Source organism: Ancylobacter sp. 3268, assembly GCF_031456575.1.
In the GTDB taxonomy this organism is placed as follows: domain Bacteria; phylum Pseudomonadota; class Alphaproteobacteria; order Rhizobiales; family Xanthobacteraceae; genus Ancylobacter.
The window spans coordinates 81,116-102,761 of the sequence record NZ_JAVDUX010000002.1 but is presented as its reverse complement, the minus strand read 5'-3'; the positions used below and the strand labels follow the sequence as shown (position 1 = coordinate 102,761).

At 65.5% G+C, this 21,646-nt stretch carries 20 protein-coding genes and 1 pseudogene; 12 read left to right on the top strand and 9 right to left on the bottom strand.

Going from position 1 to position 21,646, the window contains the following annotated elements:
- The first annotated feature begins 22 nt into the window (after nucleotides 1-22).
- Complete coding sequence (locus tag J2X65_RS02755; RefSeq protein WP_310197665.1) at nucleotides 23-871, top strand: shikimate dehydrogenase; 849 nt, start codon at nucleotides 23-25, stop codon at nucleotides 869-871.
- Nucleotides 872-1,079: 208 nt separating this feature from the next.
- Here J2X65_RS02755 and J2X65_RS02750 read toward each other — a convergent pair whose 3' ends face one another.
- The 4 genes from J2X65_RS02750 to J2X65_RS02735 all read right to left on the bottom strand — a co-directional run bounded on the left by J2X65_RS02750 (nucleotide 1,080) and on the right by J2X65_RS02735 (nucleotide 4,752).
- Nucleotides 1,080-1,322 (bottom strand): DUF1127 domain-containing protein, encoded by a 243-nt coding sequence (locus J2X65_RS02750; RefSeq protein WP_310197662.1) that lies wholly within the window; start codon nucleotides 1,320-1,322, stop codon nucleotides 1,080-1,082.
- 292 nt (nucleotides 1,323-1,614) lie between these two features.
- Nucleotides 1,615-2,409, bottom strand: coding sequence for an ATP-binding cassette domain-containing protein (locus J2X65_RS02745; RefSeq protein WP_310198539.1), 795 nt, complete (start codon nucleotides 2,407-2,409; stop codon nucleotides 1,615-1,617).
- A 32-nt stretch (nucleotides 2,410-2,441) separates the two neighbouring features.
- Nucleotides 2,442-3,542: an ABC transporter permease gene (locus J2X65_RS02740; protein ID WP_310197659.1), complete on the bottom strand. Its 1,101-nt coding sequence runs from the start codon at nucleotides 3,540-3,542 to the stop codon at nucleotides 2,442-2,444.
- Between the two features lie 160 nt (nucleotides 3,543-3,702).
- Nucleotides 3,703-4,752, bottom strand: coding sequence for a sugar ABC transporter substrate-binding protein (locus J2X65_RS02735; RefSeq protein ID WP_310197656.1), 1,050 nt, complete (start codon nucleotides 4,750-4,752; stop codon nucleotides 3,703-3,705).
- 215 nt (nucleotides 4,753-4,967) lie between these two features.
- Here J2X65_RS02735 and J2X65_RS02730 point away from each other — a divergent pair, with 215 nt between their 5' ends.
- The 3 genes from J2X65_RS02730 to J2X65_RS02720 are packed head-to-tail and all read left to right on the top strand — an operon-like array spanning nucleotide 4,968 to nucleotide 7,636.
- Complete coding sequence (locus tag J2X65_RS02730; RefSeq protein WP_310197652.1) at nucleotides 4,968-6,209, top strand: ROK family transcriptional regulator; 1,242 nt, start codon at nucleotides 4,968-4,970, stop codon at nucleotides 6,207-6,209.
- Nucleotides 6,210-6,212: 3 nt separating this feature from the next.
- Entirely contained in the window at nucleotides 6,213-6,656 is a 444-nt protein-coding gene (locus J2X65_RS02725; protein ID WP_310197650.1) for an RbsD/FucU domain-containing protein, read from the top strand.
- Nucleotides 6,653-7,636 carry a carbohydrate kinase gene (locus tag J2X65_RS02720; protein WP_310197646.1) on the top strand — a complete coding sequence of 328 codons (984 nt, stop codon included), beginning with the start codon at nucleotides 6,653-6,655 and terminating at the stop codon, nucleotides 7,634-7,636. Before J2X65_RS02725 ends, J2X65_RS02720 begins: the two co-directional genes overlap by 4 nt.
- A gap of 82 nt (nucleotides 7,637-7,718) precedes the next feature.
- Here J2X65_RS02720 and J2X65_RS02715 read toward each other — a convergent pair whose 3' ends face one another.
- On the bottom strand, nucleotides 7,719-8,978 hold the full coding sequence (locus J2X65_RS02715; protein WP_310197644.1) for an AGE family epimerase/isomerase: 1,260 nt from the start codon (nucleotides 8,976-8,978) through the stop codon (nucleotides 7,719-7,721).
- A 524-nt stretch (nucleotides 8,979-9,502) separates the two neighbouring features.
- Here J2X65_RS02715 and J2X65_RS02710 point away from each other — a divergent pair.
- Both J2X65_RS02710 and J2X65_RS02705 read left to right on the top strand, forming a co-directional pair.
- Nucleotides 9,503-10,510, top strand: coding sequence for an ABC transporter transmembrane domain-containing protein (locus J2X65_RS02710; RefSeq protein WP_310197642.1), 1,008 nt, complete (start codon nucleotides 9,503-9,505; stop codon nucleotides 10,508-10,510).
- A 110-nt stretch (nucleotides 10,511-10,620) separates the two neighbouring features.
- Nucleotides 10,621-12,348 (top strand): M10 family metallopeptidase C-terminal domain-containing protein, encoded by a 1,728-nt coding sequence (locus tag J2X65_RS02705; protein ID WP_310197640.1) that lies wholly within the window; start codon nucleotides 10,621-10,623, stop codon nucleotides 12,346-12,348.
- A gap of 178 nt (nucleotides 12,349-12,526) precedes the next feature.
- Here the strand turns inward: J2X65_RS02705 and J2X65_RS02700 are convergent, their stop codons facing one another.
- From J2X65_RS02700 to J2X65_RS02685, 4 genes are all read right to left on the bottom strand, one after another.
- The gene (locus tag J2X65_RS02700; RefSeq protein WP_310197638.1) at nucleotides 12,527-13,342 is read right to left on the bottom strand and encodes an NAD(P)-dependent oxidoreductase; all 816 of its coding nucleotides are present in this window, start codon (nucleotides 13,340-13,342) and stop codon (nucleotides 12,527-12,529) included.
- Nucleotides 13,339-13,719, bottom strand: coding sequence for a MarR family winged helix-turn-helix transcriptional regulator (locus J2X65_RS02695; RefSeq protein ID WP_404977661.1), 381 nt, complete (start codon nucleotides 13,717-13,719; stop codon nucleotides 13,339-13,341). The genes J2X65_RS02700 and J2X65_RS02695 overlap by 4 nt, the downstream gene beginning before the upstream one ends.
- Before the next feature lie 296 nt (nucleotides 13,720-14,015).
- The gene (locus J2X65_RS02690) at nucleotides 14,016-14,777 is read right to left on the bottom strand and encodes an SDR family oxidoreductase (RefSeq protein ID WP_310197633.1); all 762 of its coding nucleotides are present in this window, start codon (nucleotides 14,775-14,777) and stop codon (nucleotides 14,016-14,018) included.
- Nucleotides 14,774-15,394, bottom strand: coding sequence for a phospholipid methyltransferase (locus J2X65_RS02685; protein ID WP_310197631.1), 621 nt, complete (start codon nucleotides 15,392-15,394; stop codon nucleotides 14,774-14,776). The genes J2X65_RS02690 and J2X65_RS02685 overlap by 4 nt, the downstream gene beginning before the upstream one ends.
- 20 nt (nucleotides 15,395-15,414) lie before the next feature.
- Here J2X65_RS02685 and J2X65_RS02680 point away from each other — a divergent pair, with 20 nt between their 5' ends.
- From J2X65_RS02680 to J2X65_RS02655, 6 genes and pseudogenes are all read left to right on the top strand, one after another.
- A complete protein-coding gene (locus J2X65_RS02680) occupies nucleotides 15,415-15,687 on the top strand; it encodes a hypothetical protein (RefSeq protein ID WP_310197628.1) in 273 nt (90 codons plus the stop codon).
- Nucleotides 15,688-16,585: 898 nt separating this feature from the next.
- Nucleotides 16,586-17,056, top strand: coding sequence for a DUF2147 domain-containing protein (locus J2X65_RS02675; RefSeq protein ID WP_310197625.1), 471 nt, complete (start codon nucleotides 16,586-16,588; stop codon nucleotides 17,054-17,056).
- A 6-nt stretch (nucleotides 17,057-17,062) separates the two neighbouring features.
- Nucleotides 17,063-18,061 carry a DUF2306 domain-containing protein gene (locus tag J2X65_RS02670; RefSeq protein WP_310197621.1) on the top strand — a complete coding sequence of 333 codons (999 nt, stop codon included), beginning with the start codon at nucleotides 17,063-17,065 and terminating at the stop codon, nucleotides 18,059-18,061.
- A 246-nt stretch (nucleotides 18,062-18,307) separates the two neighbouring features.
- The gene (locus J2X65_RS02665) at nucleotides 18,308-19,819 is read left to right on the top strand and encodes a class I SAM-dependent methyltransferase (RefSeq protein WP_310197618.1); all 1,512 of its coding nucleotides are present in this window, start codon (nucleotides 18,308-18,310) and stop codon (nucleotides 19,817-19,819) included.
- The gene (locus tag J2X65_RS02660; protein ID WP_310197616.1) at nucleotides 19,816-20,217 is read left to right on the top strand and encodes a hypothetical protein; all 402 of its coding nucleotides are present in this window, start codon (nucleotides 19,816-19,818) and stop codon (nucleotides 20,215-20,217) included. Before J2X65_RS02665 ends, J2X65_RS02660 begins: the two co-directional genes overlap by 4 nt.
- Before the next feature lie 505 nt (nucleotides 20,218-20,722).
- Nucleotides 20,723-21,645, top strand: a pseudogene (locus tag J2X65_RS02655) (formylglycine-generating enzyme family protein).
- Nucleotide 21,646 lies beyond the last annotated feature (1 nt).

The window sequence follows — 21,646 nt, the reverse complement described above, 5'->3', positions numbered from 1 at the left end:
CCTTTCCCATCGGAGCTTTGCGATGCCCCACAACTTCCTGCAGCCGCTCACCGGATCCTTCGCCATGCCAGCGGCGGAGAACCCGACCGTCGCCATGGTGGAGGCCGCCTATCGCCATCACGGGCTCGACTGGCGCTACATTAATTGCGAGGTCGCGCCGGAGGCGCTGGGCGATGCGGTGCGTGGCGCGCGGGCGATGGGCTGGCGCGGATTCAACTGCTCGATCCCGCACAAGGTGGCGGTGATCGAGCATCTCGATGGTCTCGGCGCCTCGGCGAAGATCATCGGCGCGGTGAACACCATCGTGCGCCGGGGGCACGAGCTGATCGGCGAGAACACCGACGGCAAGGGCTTCGTGAAGGCGCTTTCCGAGGTGATCGATCCAGCCGGCACGTCGGTCGTGCTGTTCGGGGCCGGCGGCGCGGCACGGGCGGTCGGCGTCGAGCTGGCGCTGGCCGGAGCCGCCCGCATCCGCGTGGTCAATCGCGGCCGCGCGCGCGGCGAGGAGGTGGCGGAGCTTCTCAATGCCCGTACCGGGGCCAAGGCCGACTACATCGCCTGGGAGGGGCCGTTCAAGGTGCCGGAGGGCACGGACATCGTCATCAACGCCACCTCCATCGGGCTCTTCCCCAAGGTGGGGGAAACCCTCGACCTCGACACGGACACGCTGATGCCGGCCATGGTGGTCGCCGACGGCATCCATAACCCGCCGCTGACGCGACTTCTGAAAGCCGCGCAGGCGCGCGGCTGCCGGACGGTGGATGGGCTCGCCATGCTGGTGGGGCAGGGGGTGATCGGGATCAAATACTGGACCGGCATCGATGCCGATCCCGCCGTCATGCGCCAGGCCCTGCTCGACCTCGAGCTGTGACGCGCCCTTCGGTTCAGCGGCGGTCGATCCCGATTTCACCGGCGACGCGTTAGGGGCGCTTCGCGCGGGAGGAGGATGTTCCGGCGGGCGGACGGCCGGACCGATCGGGCCGTGGCCACCAGAAGTCCCGACCCTGCCGCCGGGGACGGCGCGCGACCGCGATCTTCAAGGCTCCGGAAAACCGCGCCGCCCGCCGCGCAGAACAGTCTTAGCCGGCGTGCACGACGTGCAGATGCGGCTGCCGCGCGGCCGCCGGGGTGGCGCCCACCGCTTTGCCGGCCGCCGCTTTGCCAGCCGCCTGCCGGGCAAAGGCGGGGATGTCGCGACGGGCGAGGCCGAAATCGGCCAACTGGCGGTCGGTATGAGCCGCAAGCTCGGCCGCGACCCGCTTGTAGACGAGGTGCCGAGCGAAGGCCGTCCGCAGGGCGATGCCGATCTGAGCGATCTGCACGATGGTTCTCCCGAATGTTCATGCTGCACAGCAGCAAACATCGGGAGAATAGTGTGCGGCGCAGCATCGCAGAACTGCGAAATCCGCGCCGGAGCCATGCGTTGGGCTCGGACGAGAAAGCTGGAAAAAATCCGCCGACCCGCTTGGACGCGAGCGGGTCGGCGGCACCACGCGGGTCGGCGGGAGACGGCCCACGATCTCGGGGGACGGGGAGGTTACCGCCCCCCGAAACTCTTTTCGATCGGCTGCAACGGCAGGTCGGCGGGAAGGCGCTCTCCGTGCCCGTCCCGTCCTAGGCGGCCAGCTCCTCCGCCGGGGCCTTGGCCCCGGTCATGAAGGCCACCGCGTCGGACATGGTGTAGTCCTTCGGGTTGATGACGCAGAGCCGGCGGCCGAGCCGGTGGATGTGGATGCGGTCGGCGATCTCGAACACATGCGGCATGTTGTGGCTGATCAGCACGATCGGCAGGCCACGCGAGCGCACGTCGAGGATCAGTTCCAGCACCCGGCGCGATTCCTTGACGCCGAGCGCCGCGGTCGGCTCGTCCATGATGACCACGCGCGAGCCGAAGGCGGCGGCGCGCGCCACCGCCACGCCCTGCCGCTGGCCGCCCGACAGCGTCTCCACCGGCTGGTTGATGCTCTGCACCGTCATCAGTCCGAGCTCGCTGAGCTTGTCGCGAGCGATCTTCTGCATTGCCGGCCGGTCCAGCATGCGGAACACCGAGCCGAGCATGCCCGGCCGGCGCATCTCGCGGCCGAGGAACATGTTGTCGGCGATCGACAGGCTCGGGGAGAGCGCCAGCGACTGGTGCACCGTCTCGATGCCGGCGCGCTGGGCGTCCATCGGCGAGCCGAACTTCGTCACCTCGCCGTCGAGCCGGATCTCGCCGTCGTCGGGGATCAGCGCGCCGGACAGCGCCTTGATCAGCGAGGACTTGCCGGCGCCATTGTCGCCGATCACCGCCAGGATCTCGCCGGGATAGAGATCGAAATCGGCGCGATCCATGGCGGTGACCCGGCCATAGCGCTTCACGAGACCGCGCGCCGACAGGACGGGGGTGAGGGAAGCGGCGGGCTTGGACATGGTCTTCAGCTCCGTGAGAGTGGCGTTGGTGCTCATGCCGACACCTTGCGGATCCACTGGTCGAGGGCGACCGCGACGATGATGAGGATGCCGACGGTGAATTCCTGCCACAGCACGTCGACGCCGGAGAGCGCCAGGCCGTTGCGGAACACGCCGACGATGAGCGCGCCGATGAGGGTGCCGATGATCGAGCCGCGTCCGCCGAACAGGCTGGCGCCGCCGATCACCACCGCGGTGATGCTGTCGAGATTGGCCGTCTGGCCGGCCTGCGGGCTCACCGAGCCGATGCGGCCGATCAGCGCCCAGGCGCCCAGCGCGCAGATGACGCCCGCCGCGACATAGACGGTGAACAGCACCTTGCGGGTGCGGATGCCGGCGAGCTCGGCGGCTGCCGGATCGTCGCCCACCGCATAGAGGTGGCGGCCGAAGGCGGTGCGGTTCAGCACGTACCAGACCAGCGCGATCAGCCCCAGCATGAAGAAGGAGCCATAGGTGAAGCGCGCGCCCAGCACGTCCACCGGCGTGCCGAGGAACTGCAGGAACGGCGCCGCCTTGGCGACATCCTGCGAGCGGATGGTCTCCGAGGCCGAGTACCACAGGTTCAGCGCGAAGAAGATCGACCAGGTGCCGAGCGTGACGATGAAGGGCGGCAGCCGCAGCCGCGTCACCAGCACGCCGTTGATGGCGCCGCAGCCGCCGCCGACCATGATGCCCATCATGAAGGCGAGCGGGGCGGGCACGCCCATGGTGACCGCCAGCTTGCCCATCACCACCGAGCACAGCACCATGATGGCGCCGACCGACAGATCGATGCCGGCGGTGATGACGATCAGCGTCTGGGCGATGCCGATGATGCCGATGATCGTCACCTGCTGGATGATCAGCGACAGGTTGAAGGACGACAGGAAACGGCTGCCGACGATCAGGCTGAAGCCGAGGATGCCGAGCGCCAGCACGATGGCCGGCACCGCGGTCGGGTTGGCGTGCAGGAAATGCTGCACGCGCTGAAGCGGCGATTTGGGCGCGACATCGAATTCGGCAACACGGCTCTCGCGCTTTTCGAGCACCTGCTCGAAAGCCTGCATCGCCGGGTGGCCCGAAGGCTTCGCGCCGGAACTGCTCACATCGGTCATCGCCATACCCTCCCGCAGACCGGCCTCGCGCTGGCGACGCACGTGGCCGGGAGAGGCACCCCGCGGGAGCCTCTCGGTTGATTCACATGGACGATCCGTGCCGCCGGGGCGGCACCCTGTCAGGCCCGCCGCGCCGCCCGGGGGACGGCGCGGAGAGCGGTCAGCCCCAGCACTTCTTCAGCGCTTCCGAGGACGGGATCGACTTGATGCCGGTCACAGGCTTGTCGGTGACGAGCTCGACACCGGTGTTCACGAAGTCGAGGCCGGGGGTGTTCTGCGGCTTGACGCCGGTGTCGGCAAACGCCTTCACCGCCTCGATGCCCTTGGACGCCATCAGCAGCGGGAACTGCATGGAGGTGGCGCCGATGACGCCGTCGGCGACGTTGCGCACGCCCGGGCAGCCACCGTCGACCGACACGATCAGCACATCCTTGTCGCGGCCGACCGACTTCAGCGCCTCATAGGCGCCGGCCGCCGCCGGCTCGTTGATCGTGTAGACCACCGACACCTCGGGGTCCTTCTGGAGCAGGTTCTCCATCGCCTTGCGGCCGCCTTCCTCATTGCCGAGGGTGGTGTCGTGGCCGACAATGCGCTTGTCCTTCTCGTCGCCGATCACCGCCGGATTGGCGAGATCGATGCCGAAGCCCTTCATGAAGCCCTGGTCGCGGGCGACGTCCACCGAGACCTGGTTCACGCTCAGGTCGAGCAGCGCGATCTTGGCGGAACCGGCCTTCTCGCCCAGTGCCTTGGCCGCCCATTGGCCGATCATCTCGCCGGCGAGGAAGTTGTCGGTGGCGAAGGTGGCGTCGGCGGCGTTGGGCGGATCGAGCTGCGTGTCGAGGGCGATGACCAGGATGCCGGCGGCGCGGGCCTTCTCGATCGAGGGCACGATGGCGCGGGAGTCGCTCGGCGTGATCAGGATGCCCTTGGCACCCGCCGCGATGAGGTTCTCCACCGCCGCGACCTGCGAGTCGTTGTCGCCGTCGACCTTGCCGGCGAAGGAACGCAACTCCATGCCGAGCTCGTCGGCCTTGGCCTGTGCGCCCTCCTTCATCTTCACGAAGAAGGGGTTGGTGTTGGTCTTGGTGATGATGCCGACGATCGGCTTGTCGGCAGCGGCGGCAAGTCCGGCGCCCGCAAGCGTGGCGCTGGCGAGCGCGACGGCGGAAACGGCCGAGAAAACAAGGTGATGCCGGAACGAACGGCGCATTCTTCCCTCCCTTGGGGCGATGTGAAATCGCGCAGGTTTGTCCCGCGACGTGTTGTTTGACGCTTTCATGAAGCCGCAGCGTCGCATGGCTGTCAATAAATAAATCACTCAGATTTAATAATTGACAGGCTCAGCTTGCCTGCCCCATCCTTTCGAAGATAGACCTGCCCGAGAAAGCGGTGGGCCAGAACAAGACGACGAGGAGCGCAGGGAGCATGGAGGAGACGGCGTCCTTTCCGATTCCGGACGAAACCGTGCCGCTCTCCCCTGCCGGCCGCGGCACCAACCCGACCGGCGTGCGGCTCTACAATGAGCGGGTCATCCTCTCGCTGATCCGCCGGCACCGGGCGCTCGGCAAGGTCGATATCGCCCGCCTGACCGGGCTCTCCACCCAGACCACCACCGTGATCATGAACCGGCTGCACGCCGATGGCCTGCTGACGGCCGGCGAGCGCCAGCGCGGGCGCATCGGCCAGCCTTCCGTGCCGTTCTCGCTGAATCCGGACGGCGCCTTCGGCCTCGGGCTCATGATCGGCCGCCGCTCCTCCGATCTGGTTCTGATGGACTTCACCGCCGGCATCCGCGCCCGCGCCCGCCTCACCTACGCCTATCCGCTGCCGCAGGCGCTGATGGACTTCGCGGAACGGGAGATTCCCCGGCTGACCGCCGGGCTCACCGACGAGCAGCGCGCCCGCGTCACCGGCATCGGCGTCGCCATGCCCTTCGAGCTGTGGAACTGGGAAGCCGATCTCGAAACCCCGCCCGGCGCGCTTGCCGGCTGGAGGACCTTCGATGTCACGCGGCAGCTGGAGCAGCTGTTTCCGGGCTGGCCGGTGCGCCTGTGCAACGACGCCACCTCCGCCTGCGCCGCCGAGCTGACCTTCGGCCGCGGGGCGGCGTTCCACGACTTCGCCTATCTCTATATCGGCACCTTCATCGGCGGCGGCGTCGTGCTGAACGGCAGCCTGTTTCCCGGCCGCTCCGGCAATGCCGGCGCGCTCGGCTCCATGCCGATCCTGCGGCGCGAGGCGGACGGCACCGCCAGCCTGCAACAGCTCATCCGCACCGCTTCCATCTACCGGCTGGAGCGGCGGCTGATCGCCCGCGGCCTGCCGGGAACCGACATCTGGCTCTCCCCGGACGACTGGTCGAAATTCGCCGAACCGCTGGAAGAGTGGATCGACGAGGCGGCCGACGGCCTGGCGCAGGCCATTGCGGCCATGCTGTCGGTCATCGATTTCGAGGCGATCGTGATCGACGGCGCCTTTCCTGCCAATGTGCGGACCCGGCTGGTGCAGCGGACACGCCAGCGGCTCGCCGCCATAGACAAGCAGGGCCTTACCGACGCCGTGGTGGCGGAGGGTTCGGTCGGGCGCGACGCCCGCGCCATCGGCGGCGCCGCGCTGCCGCTGCTCGCCACCTTCGCGCGCGATTTTGACGTCCTCTTCAAGGAATAGACCATGCTCAAGGGCATCGATCCGCTCATCGGCCCCGATCTGCTCAGGACATTGCGGGCCATGGGGCATGGCGACGAGATCGCCATCGTCGACGCCAACTACCCGGCCGACGCCCATGCCCGGCGTCTCGTCCGCATGGACGGACATTCCGCCCCGGCGATCCTCGATGCGGTGCTGTCGCTCATGCCGCTCGATGCCGCGGTCGAGCATGCCGCCTTCCGCCCCTGCGCCCATGGCGATTGCGGGCGGCTGGAGGCGGTGTTTGTCGAGTTCCAGCAGATCATCGATCGCCGCGAGCCCGGCTTCCATCTCGTGCCGATCTCGGGCGAGCCGTTCTACGACCGCATCCGCGCCGCCTACGCCATTGTCGCCTCGGGCGAACGGCGGCTCTACGGCAACATCATCCTGCGCAAGGGCGTCATCCAGCCGGAAGGAGCCGTGTCATGATCCTCGTCTGCGGCGAAGCGCTGATCGATCTGTTCGTCGGCCCGCCGGAGGGCACCGAGATGCCGGCCCGCGCCGTCGCCGGCGGCTCGCCCTTCAACGTCGCCATCGGCCTTGCGCGGCAGGGCGCCCGCGCCGCCTTTCTCGGCGGCATCTCGCGCGACCGCTTTGGCGTGCTGCTCGCCGATATTCTCGAGCGCGAGGGGGTCGATACGCGCTTCATCATGCGCACCGACCGGCTATCCACCCTCTCGGCCATTGCCACCGCGCCGGACGGGCAGCCGAGCTATTCCTTCCACGGCGAGGCGGCGGCCGACCGCTCGCTGGCGCCGGAAGACCTGCCGCCGCAGCTGCCGGACGAGGTGCGCGCGCTCACCTTCGGTTCCTACACCATGGTGGTGGAGCCGGTCGGCTCGGCCTATGCGCTGCTGGCGGCGCGCGAGAAGGGCCGCCGGGTGATCAGCGTCGACCCCAATGTGCGCCCGACCGTGGTGCGCGACATGAAGCGCTGGGGCGCCGCCGCCGAGCGCTTCTACCGCTGCGCCACCATCATCAAGGCGAGCGACGAGGACATCCGCACCGCCTTCGGCCACGACACCTCGCTGGCGGAGGCCGCCGCCTACTGGCACGGCCTCGGCGCGAAGCTGGTGGTGATCACCCGCGGCGCCGAGGGAGCGGTGGCGTACCATGCCGCCGGCTTGGTGAGCGTGCCCGGCCGCGCGGTGCGCGTGCGCGACACGGTGGGCGCCGGCGACACCTTCCACGCCGCGCTGCTCGCCCGCCTCGCGGCCACCGGCCGGCTCGACGAAGCCGCCATCGCGGCGTTGGATGCGGAAGCGATCGGCGACCTCCTCACCTATGCGACGGCGGCGGCGGCGGTGACCATCACCCGCCGTGGCGCCGACCTGCCTCGCCGCGCCGATGTCGAGGCGGTGCTGAGCGCGCAGGCCATCCTGCCCGGCACGGTCGCTGCGGCCTTATAGGCCTGCGGGTTCGGGCCGGTCCGAAGCCGGTGGTGCCGGCTCACTTGATGCCCGGCGCCCCGCGCGCGTTCCCGCACGCGTCTCAGATCCTGCCGTTCGCCTCGGCGATCACCTTCGTCAGGCTTCCGGTTGCCGGGAAGAGCGGGATGAGGCACGCCTGCAGGGCGTGATAGATGTCGCCCTTGCCGGGGAACAGCGTGTGCGAGGGCAGGAGGTCTTCCGTCAGCTCCTCATGCCAGCCGCCATTCTCGTGATCGATGAAGGCGCGTTCGATCACGTCCCAGATGCTGCGGTAGCATTCCTCGTGGAAGTCGCTGGGGAGATGCTCGTTCAGGAAATGCGCCGCGCCGGCGCCTTCGCAGGCCGGCCACCACAGCTTGTGGCGCTTGTCCGGCCGGTCGTTCCAGTCGAGCGTGTAGAAGAAGCCGCCCTTTTCTTCGTCCCAGCCGAGCAGGATCGCTTGCAAGAACAGATTCTTGGCCGCGACAGGCATCCAGCCGTGTTTCCTCCCGCCAAGGACCCAAAGCTGCAGGATGAGCCGCGCCCATTCCAGCCAGTGGCCGGGGGTGGTGCCGGCGGGCCGGAACATCTCGTTTGGATGGTAGTACTGCCTGTCGAGGTCCCAGTCGGCGTTGAAATGCTCGGCCACGCGCCAGCCGACGCTGCCGGCGATGCGACGTATGATGAGGTCGGCGATGCTTTCGGCCTTGGCGAGATAGCTTTGGTCGCCGGTCGCCTCGAAGGCGGCCATGAGCGCCTCCGTCAGATGCATGTTGGAATTCTGGCCGCGGTAGTCGTCGCGGCCGAGCGCCTGCCAGTCGGCGGCGAATTCCTCGGCGATGGCGTTGTGCCGGTCTTCCCAGAATCGGGTGTTCAGGATGTCGGTAATGTCGGCAAGCATGGCGTCGGCGAGCGGGTGGCCGATGGTCTTCGCAGAGGACGCCGCAAGCAGAACGAAGGCGTGGCCATAGCCCTGCTTGCTGGCATCGACAGGCCCATTGTCGTCCAGCGACCAGAAATAGCCGCCATTCCTGGCGTCCCGATGATGGTTCCAGATGTACCGCATGCCGTGATCGACGACGGCAGACGCGCCGGGGCGGCCCAGCAGGGTGCCGATGGCGAAGCAGTGGACGGCGCGCGCAGCGATGTGAATCGGGCGGACCTGGCCGGCGGGATCGAGAGGGCGGCCGGCATCGTCAAGGTCGTAGAAGCCGCCCTTGGGATTGATCGAATTGTGCTGGAAGAACTCGAACAGGCCATTCGCCTGCGCCAGAAGCCAGGCACGGTGATAGGCGCGCTCGGTCCATTTCTGGAGAGAGGGGGACTTCGTGTCGTTTGTCATGGGAGCCAGCAATGTGAGCTTGTGAAAGCCGCCTATTATTACGCCGTTGCGACCGTATCGATGAACGGGCCGCTTTCACCAAGCGGGCCGGTCGCCACCTGCAGCGCATTTCCATCAGCGAACCGAGTTGGTGCGAACACTAGCGCGAATGTCGCCCTTCCGCACGAAGGACTGGCCGCCTCGCCAGGTTTCTGCAACGAAATCGCGAACTGCGCCCGGTTCTTCGAACGCCCTTCCCGGCTGCCGCAGTCCGTTCTGCATGACGGGGGCACCGCCGGCCGGCTGCCGCGAGGATCTCGCCGGCATTCCGGCCATCGTCGCACGGGCGCGTTTGCCACGCCGTGGTTTGAGCCGCATCAATGCGTGACCATGAGGGGCGCGGCATCATGGCTGGTCATGTCTTTGGACAAGGGGCGATCATCTACGAGAACGCCGCCGCGGGTTGAGCAGGTGCCGTCTCGGACGCGCGCGTTTTTTTTCCGCGGGCCTGTTTCGGCTCACAAGCCTGGGACGCGAGGTGCCTCATGCCCCGTTCATTGTTTCGGTTCGTCTGGAAGACCAGCGGATGGCATCAATTTTCGCTGGTGGTGATGTCTCTGATGGTATTGGCGGCCGACGTCGCTCCGCTCGAAATACAAAGGCGGATTATAAATGACGCTTTCTCGAATGGGGCGTTGAGCTCTATTCTTGGTCTCGTCGCGCTATATATAAGCGTGACTTTAGCGGAAGGCCTGTTGAAGTTCGGCTTGAACCTGTACCGTAGCTGGCTCGGCGAGTGGGCGACAAGATGGTTGCGCCTGGCTGTATTCGGCTCCCGGGAGGGGAATCAGGCTCATGATCTGACGTGCAACGTCGAGGGCGTTCAGCTTTCGATCGTTCTGGACGAGGCCGAGCCGGTGGGGGGATTCGTTGGACAGGCCGTCAGCGAGCCGCTGCTCCAGGCCGGCGTGCTGATCAGCGTAACCGGCTACATGCTTTATGTTCAGCCGATGATGGCGTTGATAATGGTCTTCGTCTTCATTCCGCAATTCGTCTTCGTTCCGATCATGCAGGCCGCGATCAACCGCCGTATCAGCGACAGGGTGCTGCTGTTGCGGGCTGTGAGCACGGGCATCGTGACAGAGGGCGGTGCGTATGATCGCGATGGCAATCAAACCGGCAGGGTGAACCGGGTATTTTCGACGAACATGGCGATATATCGCCTCAAGTTCGGAATGAATTTCCTGATGAATCTGGCGACCCATGGCGGCGTCGCGGCCATTCTCGCCCTTGGGGGCTATCTTGTGGTTGGCGGTCAGACCGAAATCGGCACGATCGTGGTGTTCCTGTCCGGCCTTGCCAAAATCAACGACCCGTGGGGCGAGTTGGTGACGTGGTATCGCGACATGTGCGCGGCGCGCGTGAAGTACCAGCTGATTTACACCGCTTCCACTCTTGGGGTGATAAATGGACGGACGGGTGCAACCGCGCCGGCCTATCCGCTCCGTCGAAGGCAGGTGCACCGTTCCGCCGGCACGGCGTCGGCAGAATGACGCGTTGCGACAAGTCTTTTTGATGGGCTTGGGATCCGGACCGCCCTATACTTCGCCGGACCAACCACTGGACGGGCGCACCATGCCGTCCATGCACCATGAGGCTCGCAATGGCCGGCGCCGTGACAGTCGATCCAACCGGCAATGATGACATTGACGGCCTCATTGCCGGAACGCGCTGGACCGGACAGATCACCTTCAGCTTTCTCGACGGCGTCAATCGCTTCGAATGGGCGGATCGTTTCGTGCTGGGGGGACTGCTGGCTGGAGAGTACAGCGAAACGCCCGTTGATGGTCTGCCGGTGACCATGACCACCTATGGCAGCGTCGACTCGCTGGTGAATGCGCAAATTTCCTACCGGGAGCCATTCATCGACGGCGAGGGTGTGCGGCATTACCTGCCGGGCGTTCTCAAATTCAGGGATGTGACCACCACCGATCTCTACAAAACCAACGCACCTGGAGAGTCCGGCGAGGCGACCTTCGTCGGAATCCGCAGCAATAATGGTGTTTCCGGGCAGAGGCACTTCTTCTCCGCGGCCGAATTCGACAATTTCCTCTATATGAAGGCCATTGGCGCGGCCTTGGGGTTGAAGTCGGCCTCTCAGGCTGGTGGGGTGGCCGACGTCGCCGTGCCGGCCAACCACGATTCGTTCGAATTTTCGGTAATGAGCCAGCGCCCCTATGTCGGCGGCCCGATCTTCACAGGAAAGACCCCTTATACCACGATAAGTTCATTGGGGATGCCCCAGACGTTCATGCCGCTCGACATCCAGGCACTGCAACGGCTGTACGGTGCCGACTATTCCACCAATGCTGGCGACACCTTCTATCAGTGGAGCCCCATAACCGGACAGATCATCGTCAACGGCGACAATTCGTTCACTGCTCCACCGACCAACAAGATCTTCATGACCGTGTGGGATGGCGGCGGCATCGACACCTACGACCTGTCGAACTATTCCGGCGACATGTCGATCGACCTCGCGCCGGGTGCGTGGAGCCTGTTCTCCCAGGCCCAGCGTGGGCTCATCAGCGAAAGCTGGCCCGTGCCGGGTGAACTCCGTTATGTGCACGGGAATGTCTATAATGCGCTTCTCTACAACGACAATCCGGCCTCGCTGATCGAGAATGTGATCGCCGGCCAAGGCAACGACACGCTGCGCGGCAACATCGCCAACAACGTGCTGAACGGCGGCGGCGGCAACGACCAGCTCTATGGCTTCTCCGGCAACGACCATCTCGATGGCGGCGCCGGCGCCGACAAGATGACCGGCGGCAAGGGTAACGACACCTATATCGTCGACAGTCTCGCCGACGTGGTCTACGAGGCGCCGAACGAGGGCACAGACACGTTGTGGACCTCGGTCAATCGCGGCCTCGACAATGATTTCGAGAACATTGTGCTGTTCGGCAGTGCCACCGATGCCGGTGGCAACGGCAAGGACAACATCGTCGCCGGCAACGGGCTGAACAACAACCTCTATGGCGGCGGCGGCTCGGACAGCCTGTATGGGCATGACGGCAGCGACCGGCTGTTCGGCGAGGACGGCAACGACTACATGACCGGCGGCAAGGGCACCGACGCCTATTATGGCGGTGCCGGCTACGATTACGCGGTCCTCGAGGAAGGCGGCGGAGTGGATTATTTCGTCGACTGGAACGTGGCGCAGGATCGGGTGGTGTTCGACAGCGCGATCTTCTCCTCGATCGACGCGGCGCTGACGGCCGCGTTCCAGAACGGCACCGACGTGGTGATCTGGGACGGCAGCGACGGCATCGTGCTGCAGAACGCCAATGTCGCCGACCTCGCCACCAGCAACTTCCTGATTTCCTGACCGGGCTCCGGGCCGTGTAGCTGCCTGATCACGTTTCGAGGCGCGCGCTCCCTGCGTTTCCGCCTGGAGCGACTTTCTCGATATGCACAGGGAGGAGCGGCCCGATCGCCTCCCAACGTGTGCGTCGCCTTGGGGCCGCCGGGTCGACCCGCCCGCGACCGGCTTTGCGCGACAGGGATCACATCAGCTTTTCCTGCACAGCCTGATGGACGGTCCGGACGACGGGCTGGAAACCAAGATGGCGGGCAAGCGAGACATCCATATGCAGGCGCCATGGAGTGTCGAGCGGCGCGGAGGACGGTTCCATCGTTCCCCCCACCAGCCCGACAAGCTCATAGATCGAGGTGGGCGCCTCGTCGGCGATATTGACGATGCGCCCATCCATCGCGCCGGTCAGCGCCAGCTTCATGGCGGTGGCGATGTCGCGATGGTGAACCAGGCTCATCCGCTGGGCAGGATGCATCTTTAAGCTCGCAACAAGTCGCGGCAGCTCTTCCAGATGTCCGTCCCCGTCGCCATAGACGAAGCCGAAACGCTGGATCGACCAGTTCAGCCCGCATGCGCGCAACGCGTTCTCGGCCGCGAGTTTGCTCGCAGGATAGGCCTGTTGCGGGTTGGCCGCATCCTCTTCGCGGCCGGGGCGGGGGCTGTCGGCGTCATAGATATTGGACGTGCTGGCCAGGATGAAGCGCGCGTCTGGCGCCCGCGCTTTCGCCGCGGCGATGAGGTTGCGCGTGCCTTCGAGGTTGCTCTTCCAGATCAGATCGGTATCGGGCGTGCGAAAGACCGCGGCGAGGTGGATGATCGCCGATACGCCCTCCATCGCTTCGATCAGTGAGTCGGGATCGAAGAGATCCGCCGCGATGGTGCTCACGCCGGCGGGCGCCTGTTTCCCGTCGCGCATGAGCCCGCGGCATTTCATCCCGGCTTCGACGAGGCGCGGGAGGAGACGAGATCCGACCAGCCCGGTTACGCCGGTCACCAGCACGGTCATGGATAGGTTCCTTTCTGGAGAAGAGTTTCGAGCCGCTCTGTCGCGGTCTGGAGAACCCTGACCGCGATCGCGATGTCGGCGGCGTCGATGCTGTCGAACGCCGCCGAGCGAATGAAGCCGAGATCGGGCAGCTCGCCCCAGAGCTTCGCGCCGGCGGCCGTCATGCGGAGAAGCTTCTGCCGCTGGTCGATCCGGTCGGGCTCCTGCTCCACCAGGCCCTTGCGCACCAGCGTCGCGACGATGCCGGTCATTGTCGCTCGCTCGATCTTGAGCAATCGCACGAGATCGCGCTGCATGGTCGGCCCGCCGGTGGCGAGCTGGTACAGCACGTACCACTGGACGGAGCCGAGATCGTATGGGCGCAGCACGGCATCCATCACCGCCCGGCCGGCGAAGTAGCACCGCTTGGCCCAGGCTCCTATCAGCTCACGGCTCGAGCTTTCCTGTTCATCACCCAACGGAGCGCACCTCACCTATTCGCTAGCTACCAAGCAAATATGTAAGGTGCCAAACAAATGTCAAGAGCGGGTCGGCTGGCTTCCGGGTTCGCCGGGACATGGGGAAGGGGCAGGTTTCTGATGGTTCCAGAGCGGGAAACGGCACGGTCTCGGCAAGTCGGCCGGGAAGACGAAAACCGGCATGTCGAGGCCTGCACCGCTCGCCGATCCGAACGTCACCCGCCGGGCACACTGATGCGCGGTGCGCTCGCCCATTGATCGGCATCGGACAGGAGAAGCGCCGCGATGCTGTCGCCGGCCTCGTCCGACTGCCCGGTGCGTCCTAGCGTCGTGATGGAGGCGCCGCCTTTCTGTAGCGCGCGGTTGTCGCTGGCGAGACTGCCGACAAAGTCCGTGGCGAGCCTGGCCGCCGCGTCGCCATAAGGACCAAATTCCTCTGCCATATGGGTTGCCAGAGCCTCGATGGCGCCTTTGATCGGGGTCGACGCGACCCCGCCCGAGGCGTTCAAGCGGGCGAGGCCGCTCGAAATATTGACGATCCGCCCGCCATCCGCGATCAGCGGACGCAGATGCTGCGTAAGAAAGAAGACGCCCTGGAGATGAATATCGGCGCGTTCCTTGAAACCCGCCTCCGTGAGGTCCGAAGCGGCCTCGGCGGCGATATGGCCGGTATTGTTGACCAGATAGCTGAACCGTTCCGCACCCCAATGAGCGCGCAGGATCTGACGAAGTCTTTCGGCGAAATCGGTAAAGGTATCTGCCGCGCCGACGTCGAGGCGCAGCGCCAGCGCCTTCCGCCCGAGACTTTCTATGGCCTTTACGACATTTTTCGCCTCGGCGCGATTTGAACGGAACGTAAGGATGACGTCGACCCGTCGTCGGGCGAGAGCCAAAGCCGTGCTTCGGCCGACCCCACGATTCGCACCGATAACGATCGCGACGTTTGCGCCGGCGCTGGCGCTTTCGACATGCGTCATGCCTGCGCTTCCCCACGCGTCCTGTCGCGCGGCGGACGGCGCTCCTGAAGCCTGAACCGGTAAACCGCCGCAGGAGGAAGGTTGGCGAGCGTGCCGCCGATCCGCTCCGCTTCGAGGCCCAGTCGGTCCAGTATGCTTCCCGGGACGGGGCAGCGCGGGCCGTAGGTGAACTGGTAGAAGGCGCCATCAGGCCGCATCTTGCTGAACGCGCCCGTCAGGATCGCGAACACCTTGCGAGCTGACATCGACAACAGCGGCAGCCCGCTTACGGTGGCACCGGCCGGCCGGCCTTCAAACAGCTCTACGGTTCGCAGGCGAGCCGCGTCCATCCGGAGCGTGCACGCTCCGGGGTAGCGGGATTGAAGCGTGGCGGCGAATGCGGCTCCGAACTCGATCAGTACGAGATCTTCCTGCCTGACCCCGCGGGCGATCAGCGCGCGCGTGAACGCACCGGTCCCCGGCCCCAATTCGATGATCCGACCAGTCTCGCGAGAGATTTCCGAGGTGATGAGGCTGGCCAGGGCACGCCCCGAGGGCGCGATGGACGCGACCCGTAAGGGGTCCCTGAGCCATGCCTGAAAGAAGCCGAACGTCTCGCTGATATGCTGCTGCTTCATGGGAGAGGGTCACGCGTTCGATGGGTGGCAACGAGATGATGGCGTGCGCCATGGCGACGGCCAGTAGACCCGCAAAGGCCATAGGCGCTTATCCAGGCCATGGCCGTACCCGGATCGAAATCCATCATCGTCTCTCCATCTCAGTGTTGAGGATGGCCACCGAAGGCGACCCTGTTGCCCGTCTTGCCTTCGGTGGCCACGGGATCGCCGTTGCGGGGGCGGAGGGCGATCCCCACCGGATCGACAGAAACGGGGCGGTGTTCCGTGATCCGATTTCAGGTCGTGAAAATTGAAGTTGCGCCGTCGGCGCTCCACGCCGCATCGGCGGGTGGAACGGTTCGTGTGCGCCATTCGCCGACAGTTCTGGTGCCGGCTAACGGCAGAAAGCTTATGCGGCCGCCCTTGGTGGTATGGAGGGCAATGGCGACGGCCCCGGAGGTTTTCGCGCGGTGCCCGGAGATGCGCCCGGCGCCCCGCCTGCCGACAATGCCTGTCAGGCCTCGCAACAGCCCGAAGGCCAATATGGCCTAACCGGCTCTAAACCCATGAGCCTGCGGCCGTTTCTGTCATTCTGCATGCTCTCCGAACTTCATTTGGCATCATCAAGCTAAAAGGAGAGTGTCGAGATCCGAATGCCCGAAACCGCAATAAACTTGCCCATTCCTGCGGATGACGATGGGAGAGCAAGGGGGGCTGCACCTGCGCTGGCCGCAGGGCCAATGGAGACGTAAACGCCGCCACCTCCTCTTGCGGCGGTAACCTGCCGATCGACGACGCCGGTTCCATTCCCGAAACAGGAGCGCCTGCCCGCGGCGCGGCGTCCGATGCTGACGCCGCAGGCATGGCAGAGACGACCCGCTAAGTCGGCTAGGAAAGTCTGGCGGTTTGGCCGCGCGAATACTCCCGGATATTCGGGCGCGCTCCCGGCGGCGCCGCGCCGAGCCCGGGGGCGATGGGTGCATCCATCAGATCGCCTGGAGGATTGGGCAGGTTTTTTGCGCTTTTTGGCATTCGTCGTCGCAGAGCCAGCGCGTAGCTTTCGCAACGTGGTGACGGGAGGCGATCGGGATGAAATCGAGGTCGCGGTTCCTGCCGCGCAAGAGACGCTGAAGCGTCGAGGCAGGCCTGAAAGTCTTGGGGCGGGGTGCTCGCGTCGACTGTCCGCTACTTGCCATCAGAAGGAAATCTACGATGTTCAAGTCACTCAGGAGAGCCATTCTGGCCGCCTCCTTCGTCTTGGGAATGACGGCTTTGCCGGCCGCAGGCGCTTTCGCGCAAGCCTCTTCGCCCAACGAGATCGTCGGCGTCTGGGAGTCCGAGGACGGCAACCTCAAGATCGAGATGTTCGATGCCGGAGGCAGCTACGCGGCGCGGATGCTCTATGGCGCGCGCGCGGTGGAGGCGGACGGGAAGACCTTCAAAAAGGACACGCAGAATCCCGACCCGGCGCTCAGGAACCGGTCGCTGGAGGGGATCGTCTTCATCAACGATCTCAAATGGAGCGCCGGAAACCGTCGCTGGGAAGGCGGCAGTTTCTACGTCGCTCCATCCGGCCAGACCCTGTCCGGTCAGGCGGGGTTGAAGGATGGCAAGCTGGAACTGCAGGCTTACATGGGGCTGCCCGTGCTCGGCCAAACCATGGTCCTTCGCCGCGTGGAATGACGAGGCATGACGCGGCATTGGACGCGGCCGCGCGCCGACCCGGCTGCACCGCATGCCGGTCGGCCGGCCCCTCCTTCGGAAACGGTTTCGAGCGCGATTCCCGCCGCGCGGCGCGGCAAGGAAAGCACGATGGATAGGGAAGGCCGCCTCACTGTGACGGCCGGCGGCTCGTCGGCGATCGATCGGACGAACGGGCGCCCCGGCATTGGTCGTCATGGCATCGTGCTGCGCTGGAGCGTGTGGCTGCTGGTGGCGGCGAGTTGGGTCAGCGGCGCGATCTTTGCCGCCTACATCCTCGCCTTCTTCGGCGGGGTCGCCCTGAAGGGCTCCGGCCACCGATGGAACGAGGCGTTGCCCGGCCTACACGACGCCGGCTCTCTCCTGACCACGGTCGCCATCGGGGCGCACTTCATCGCCGGCGGCGTGCTGCTTGTGCTGGGTCCCATCCAATTGATCGGCCGCGTGCGGCGTGCGGCGCCCGCGCTGCATCGGGGACTGGGCCGGGCCTACGTCGTCTCCGCCGGCGTGGCGGGACTGGGCGGGCTGGTCTTTATCGCCGGGAAAGGCACGATTGGCGGCCCGCTCATGGATGTCGGCTTCGGCCTCTATGGCGGGTTGATGGTGGCGTGTGCAGCCATGGTTTACGGCCATGCCCGACGAGGCGACCACGAACGGCATCGCGCCTGGGCGATCCGGCTTTTCGCCCTGACAATCGGCTCCTGGCTCTACCGAATGGAATACGGCCTTTGGTCGGTGCTGTTCGGCTCCCTCGGCCGAGGCGCCGGCTTCAGCGGCTGGTTCGATGCGGTCATGGTGTTTTTCTTCTACGTCCCCAATCTCGTCATCGCCGAGACGTTCATCCGCGTCGGCCGGAAAGAATACGGCCTGGCGGTCGACCTCGCGACCGCCGCGCTGCTTCTCGCCGCGGCGATCTTCGTCACCGTCGCGACGTCGATCTTCACCACCAGCATCTGGGGTCCGAGGATGGTCAGCGCCTTCAACTGAGCGTCGCTGCCGATCAGCGCTGTGATCGTCCTGCCGTGTCATTGCGTGTCGGCATGGGCCGACGGTTACGCAGCGCGAGGTCTGGTTCCGCGTCCATCCCGCCCCCGGTTTTCGCCATCCGACAAGATAGGGCCGCTGGCTCAGACCCAGAATGTGTCCGGGAGACTTCCCCTTATGTCCTGGTCGTACGGTTACTTCACCGACCTTAACTATTCCTACGGATATTATCCGGAGATGAGCCCGTCCATGCTCCGTCTGGTCTGCCTCGGGCAGGGCGTAGAGCCGCAACTGCCCGACGAGCCGACCTATCTGGAATTGGGCTTTGGACAGGGGGTGTCGATCAACATGCACGCGGCGGGGTCCGCCGGGTCGTATTGGGGAACCGATTTCAATCCCGCGCAGGTGGTGGAAGCGCGCCGGCTCGCCGCGGCATCCGGCGCCGACATCCGCCTGTTCGACGACTCGTTCGAAGAGCTGGCCGCCAGGAATGATTTGCCCGATTTCGACATCATCGCGCTTCACGGCATCTGGAGCTGGATATCGGAGGCGAACCGCAAGGTTGTAACCGATATCATCCGGCGGAAGCTCCGTCCGGGCGGGGTTGCCTATATCAGCTATAACTGCCTGCCCGGCTGGGCGCCGGTCATCCCCATTCGCCAGCTGATGCGTCTCTTTCAGGATTATGGCGGAACGAGCCTGTCCGGGCCTGCCGGCATGGTCAACGGCGCCCTGAAGTTCACGGAAGATTTCGCCAAGGCGGACTCCATCTACTTCAAGGAAAATCCGATCCTCCAACATCATCTTGAAAAGCTGCAGTCTCAAAGCCCGAACTATCTCGCCCACGAGTATCTCAACGCGGACTGGCATCTGGAGCACTTCTCCGACATGGTTCGCAGTCTCGACGATGCCAAGCTTACATTCGTGGGGTCGGCCCGCCTGCTGGACGGCATCGATGCCCTTCAGCTCAGCGCCAAGGGGAGAGCGCTCGTTTCGCAGATTGGGCATCCAATCGTGCGCGAAACGGCGCGTGACTATCTGATGAACCGGCGCTTCCGATGCGACGTCTTCATCAAAGGCGCCCGCAAGCTTGTGGGAAGCGAACACCGCGACGCCTGGCACGCGCAAACATTCGTGCTGGTGAGACCGCATGAAGACATGCCGAAGAAGATTACGTGCAGCCGTGGAGAGGCTGAATTGCCGGCTGACAGATATGATCCGGTGATTGCGATTCTGTCCGATGACGGGTTCCGGCCCAAACGGATGGACGAGCTTGCAAGACACCCGAAGCTGCGGGGATGGAAGCCTCAGGAGATCATCGAGGTTCTGATCGTGCTCGTCGGGGCCGGACTTGCCGCCCTGGCCCGGAAGCCTTCGGAGAAGGTGCGCCAGCGCTGCAAGGCGTTGAACGATCACATTCTGCAGCGCGCGCTCGTCAGTATGGACCTGCAGCACATGGTGTCGCCGGTGACCGGCGGCGGCATCAATATGCCCCATATGGCTCAGTTGTTCATCCGAGCCCTCCGGGAAGGCCGCGCCGATGCCGACGCCTTGGCGAATTACGTCTGGAGCTTCCTCGACAGCATCGGCGAGCGGCTTCTGAAAGACGGCAAGCGGGTCGAATCCAGGGACGACAACCTCCGCATGATCAGGGTTTCGGCAGCCAGCTTTCTCGCGGCCGGTCGCCCTCTCCTGGAGGCCCTCGAGATCCTTCATCGAGATTCGACACCTATCCGGATCGCAACCTCGGGCCACCGATGAGCGGCTCGAGCGGCCTGAACGAAGCGCCCGCCGATCGCTCGATGAATGCCGCAACGGCACGGGATCCCGTCCTCGGCCATATCCTGGCCGTCACCGTCAAGGCCAATGATCACCGCGCCGCGATCGAGCAGGCCGGCGACACCATGTCGAACGGCGATGAACAGCGAGCTGTCGATATGGCCGCCGACATGCTCTTCGTCGAAGCGCAGCGTTTCCTTTCGGATCGAAGCCCTTCGACCGTGGAGGGCGTGGCGGCATTGCTGGATTTCGCGGTGAGCGATATCGGACGATATGTCTTCCCTGATCTGACCGCCGAGGGGAAACCCTTCCTCCCCGCCCTGATGCGGGTATGCGCCGAAGCGCTGGCGAAGCAATGCAGCAAGGCGAATGGCGGGTAGCACAAGCCCTTCCCCACCTGTCGGGCGGGCTTCGGGCGGGGCGGCCCACCCTGTGCGAGGTCATAGGGGGGAGTGCGTCGGAACGGCAGGAGCATCTGGGCGGATCCTGCCAAGGTCAGAGCCGGCGGGACATTCGTAAATGCTTGGGCGCACTTCAGTATATGCTAATTAATTCAAATATACGAATAATAAACTCTGTGGCCGGCTCCTCGCTCAAGTTGCGGCCTGGCGCGCTGATCTCGGCAGGGTTCGCATAGCCTTATTGCCGGGTCGGCCTAGTCTGCCGCCCAAAATCCCGTCAGGATGCGATCCAAATCGGGGGAGGCAGGTGTGGGGACGGTCGAATCGGAGTTGCGGGGGCGTCCCGACACCCGCATGATTCGCTCGCCCGCGCCGCATCCACGCGCCCCGCGGGCGGGCTTGATCGTTTCCCATGGTTGGATCGCGTCTCATGCGCCCCCATCATCGCCGGCATGTTCCGCAGGTTTCTCCGGCCGCCGACGAGATGGCGTGGATCGAAGGCGGCAGCTTCCGCATGGGCTCGGACAGCCATTATCCCGAGGAGCGGCCGGCCCATCGCGTCGCGGTCGCCGGCTTCTTCATCGAGTGGCGCCGGTGACCAATGCCCGGTTCCGCGCCTTCGTCGAGGCGACCGGCCATGTCACGGTGGCGGAGATCGCCCCCAACCCGAAGGATTATCCCGGCGCCCGGCCGGAGATGCTGAAGGCCGGTTCGCTGGTGTTCGCGCCGCCGGATCATCCGGTCGATCTGCGCGACTGGCGGCAGTGGTGGGATTTCCGCTTCCGTGCCAGCTGGCGCAAGCCCTATGGGCCGGGCTCGTCGATCAAGGGCCTCGACGATCACCCGGTGGCCCATGTCGCCTATGCCGATGCGCAGGCCTATGCGCGCTGGGCGGGCAAGGAACTGCCGACCGAGGCGGAATGGGAGTTTGCCGCCCGTGGCGGGCTCGACGGCACCGAATACGCCTGGGGCGACGCGTTCGCCCCGGAGGGCCGGCAGATGGCCAATACCTGGCAGGGCGAGTTTCCGTTCCAGAATCTCGCCCTCGACGGCAATGAGCGCACATCGCCGGTGAAGTCCTACCCGCCGAACGGCTACGGCCTCTACGACATGATCGGCAATGTGTGGGAATGGACCGCCGATTTCTGGTCGACGCGGCATCCCGAGGAGGCACTGAGCCCCTGCTGCGTGCCGCAGAATCCGCGCGGCGGCCCGGAGGAGGCGAGCTACGATCCGGGCCAGCCGACGATCCGCATCCCGCGCAAGGTGGTCAAGGGCGGCTCGTATCTGTGCGCGCCGAGCTATTGCCGGCGCTACCGGCCGGCGTCGCACCGTGCCGAGCCGGTCGACAGCTCGATGAGCCATATCGGCTTTCGCTGCGTGCGCCGGCCGGCACCGGAGGCGTGAC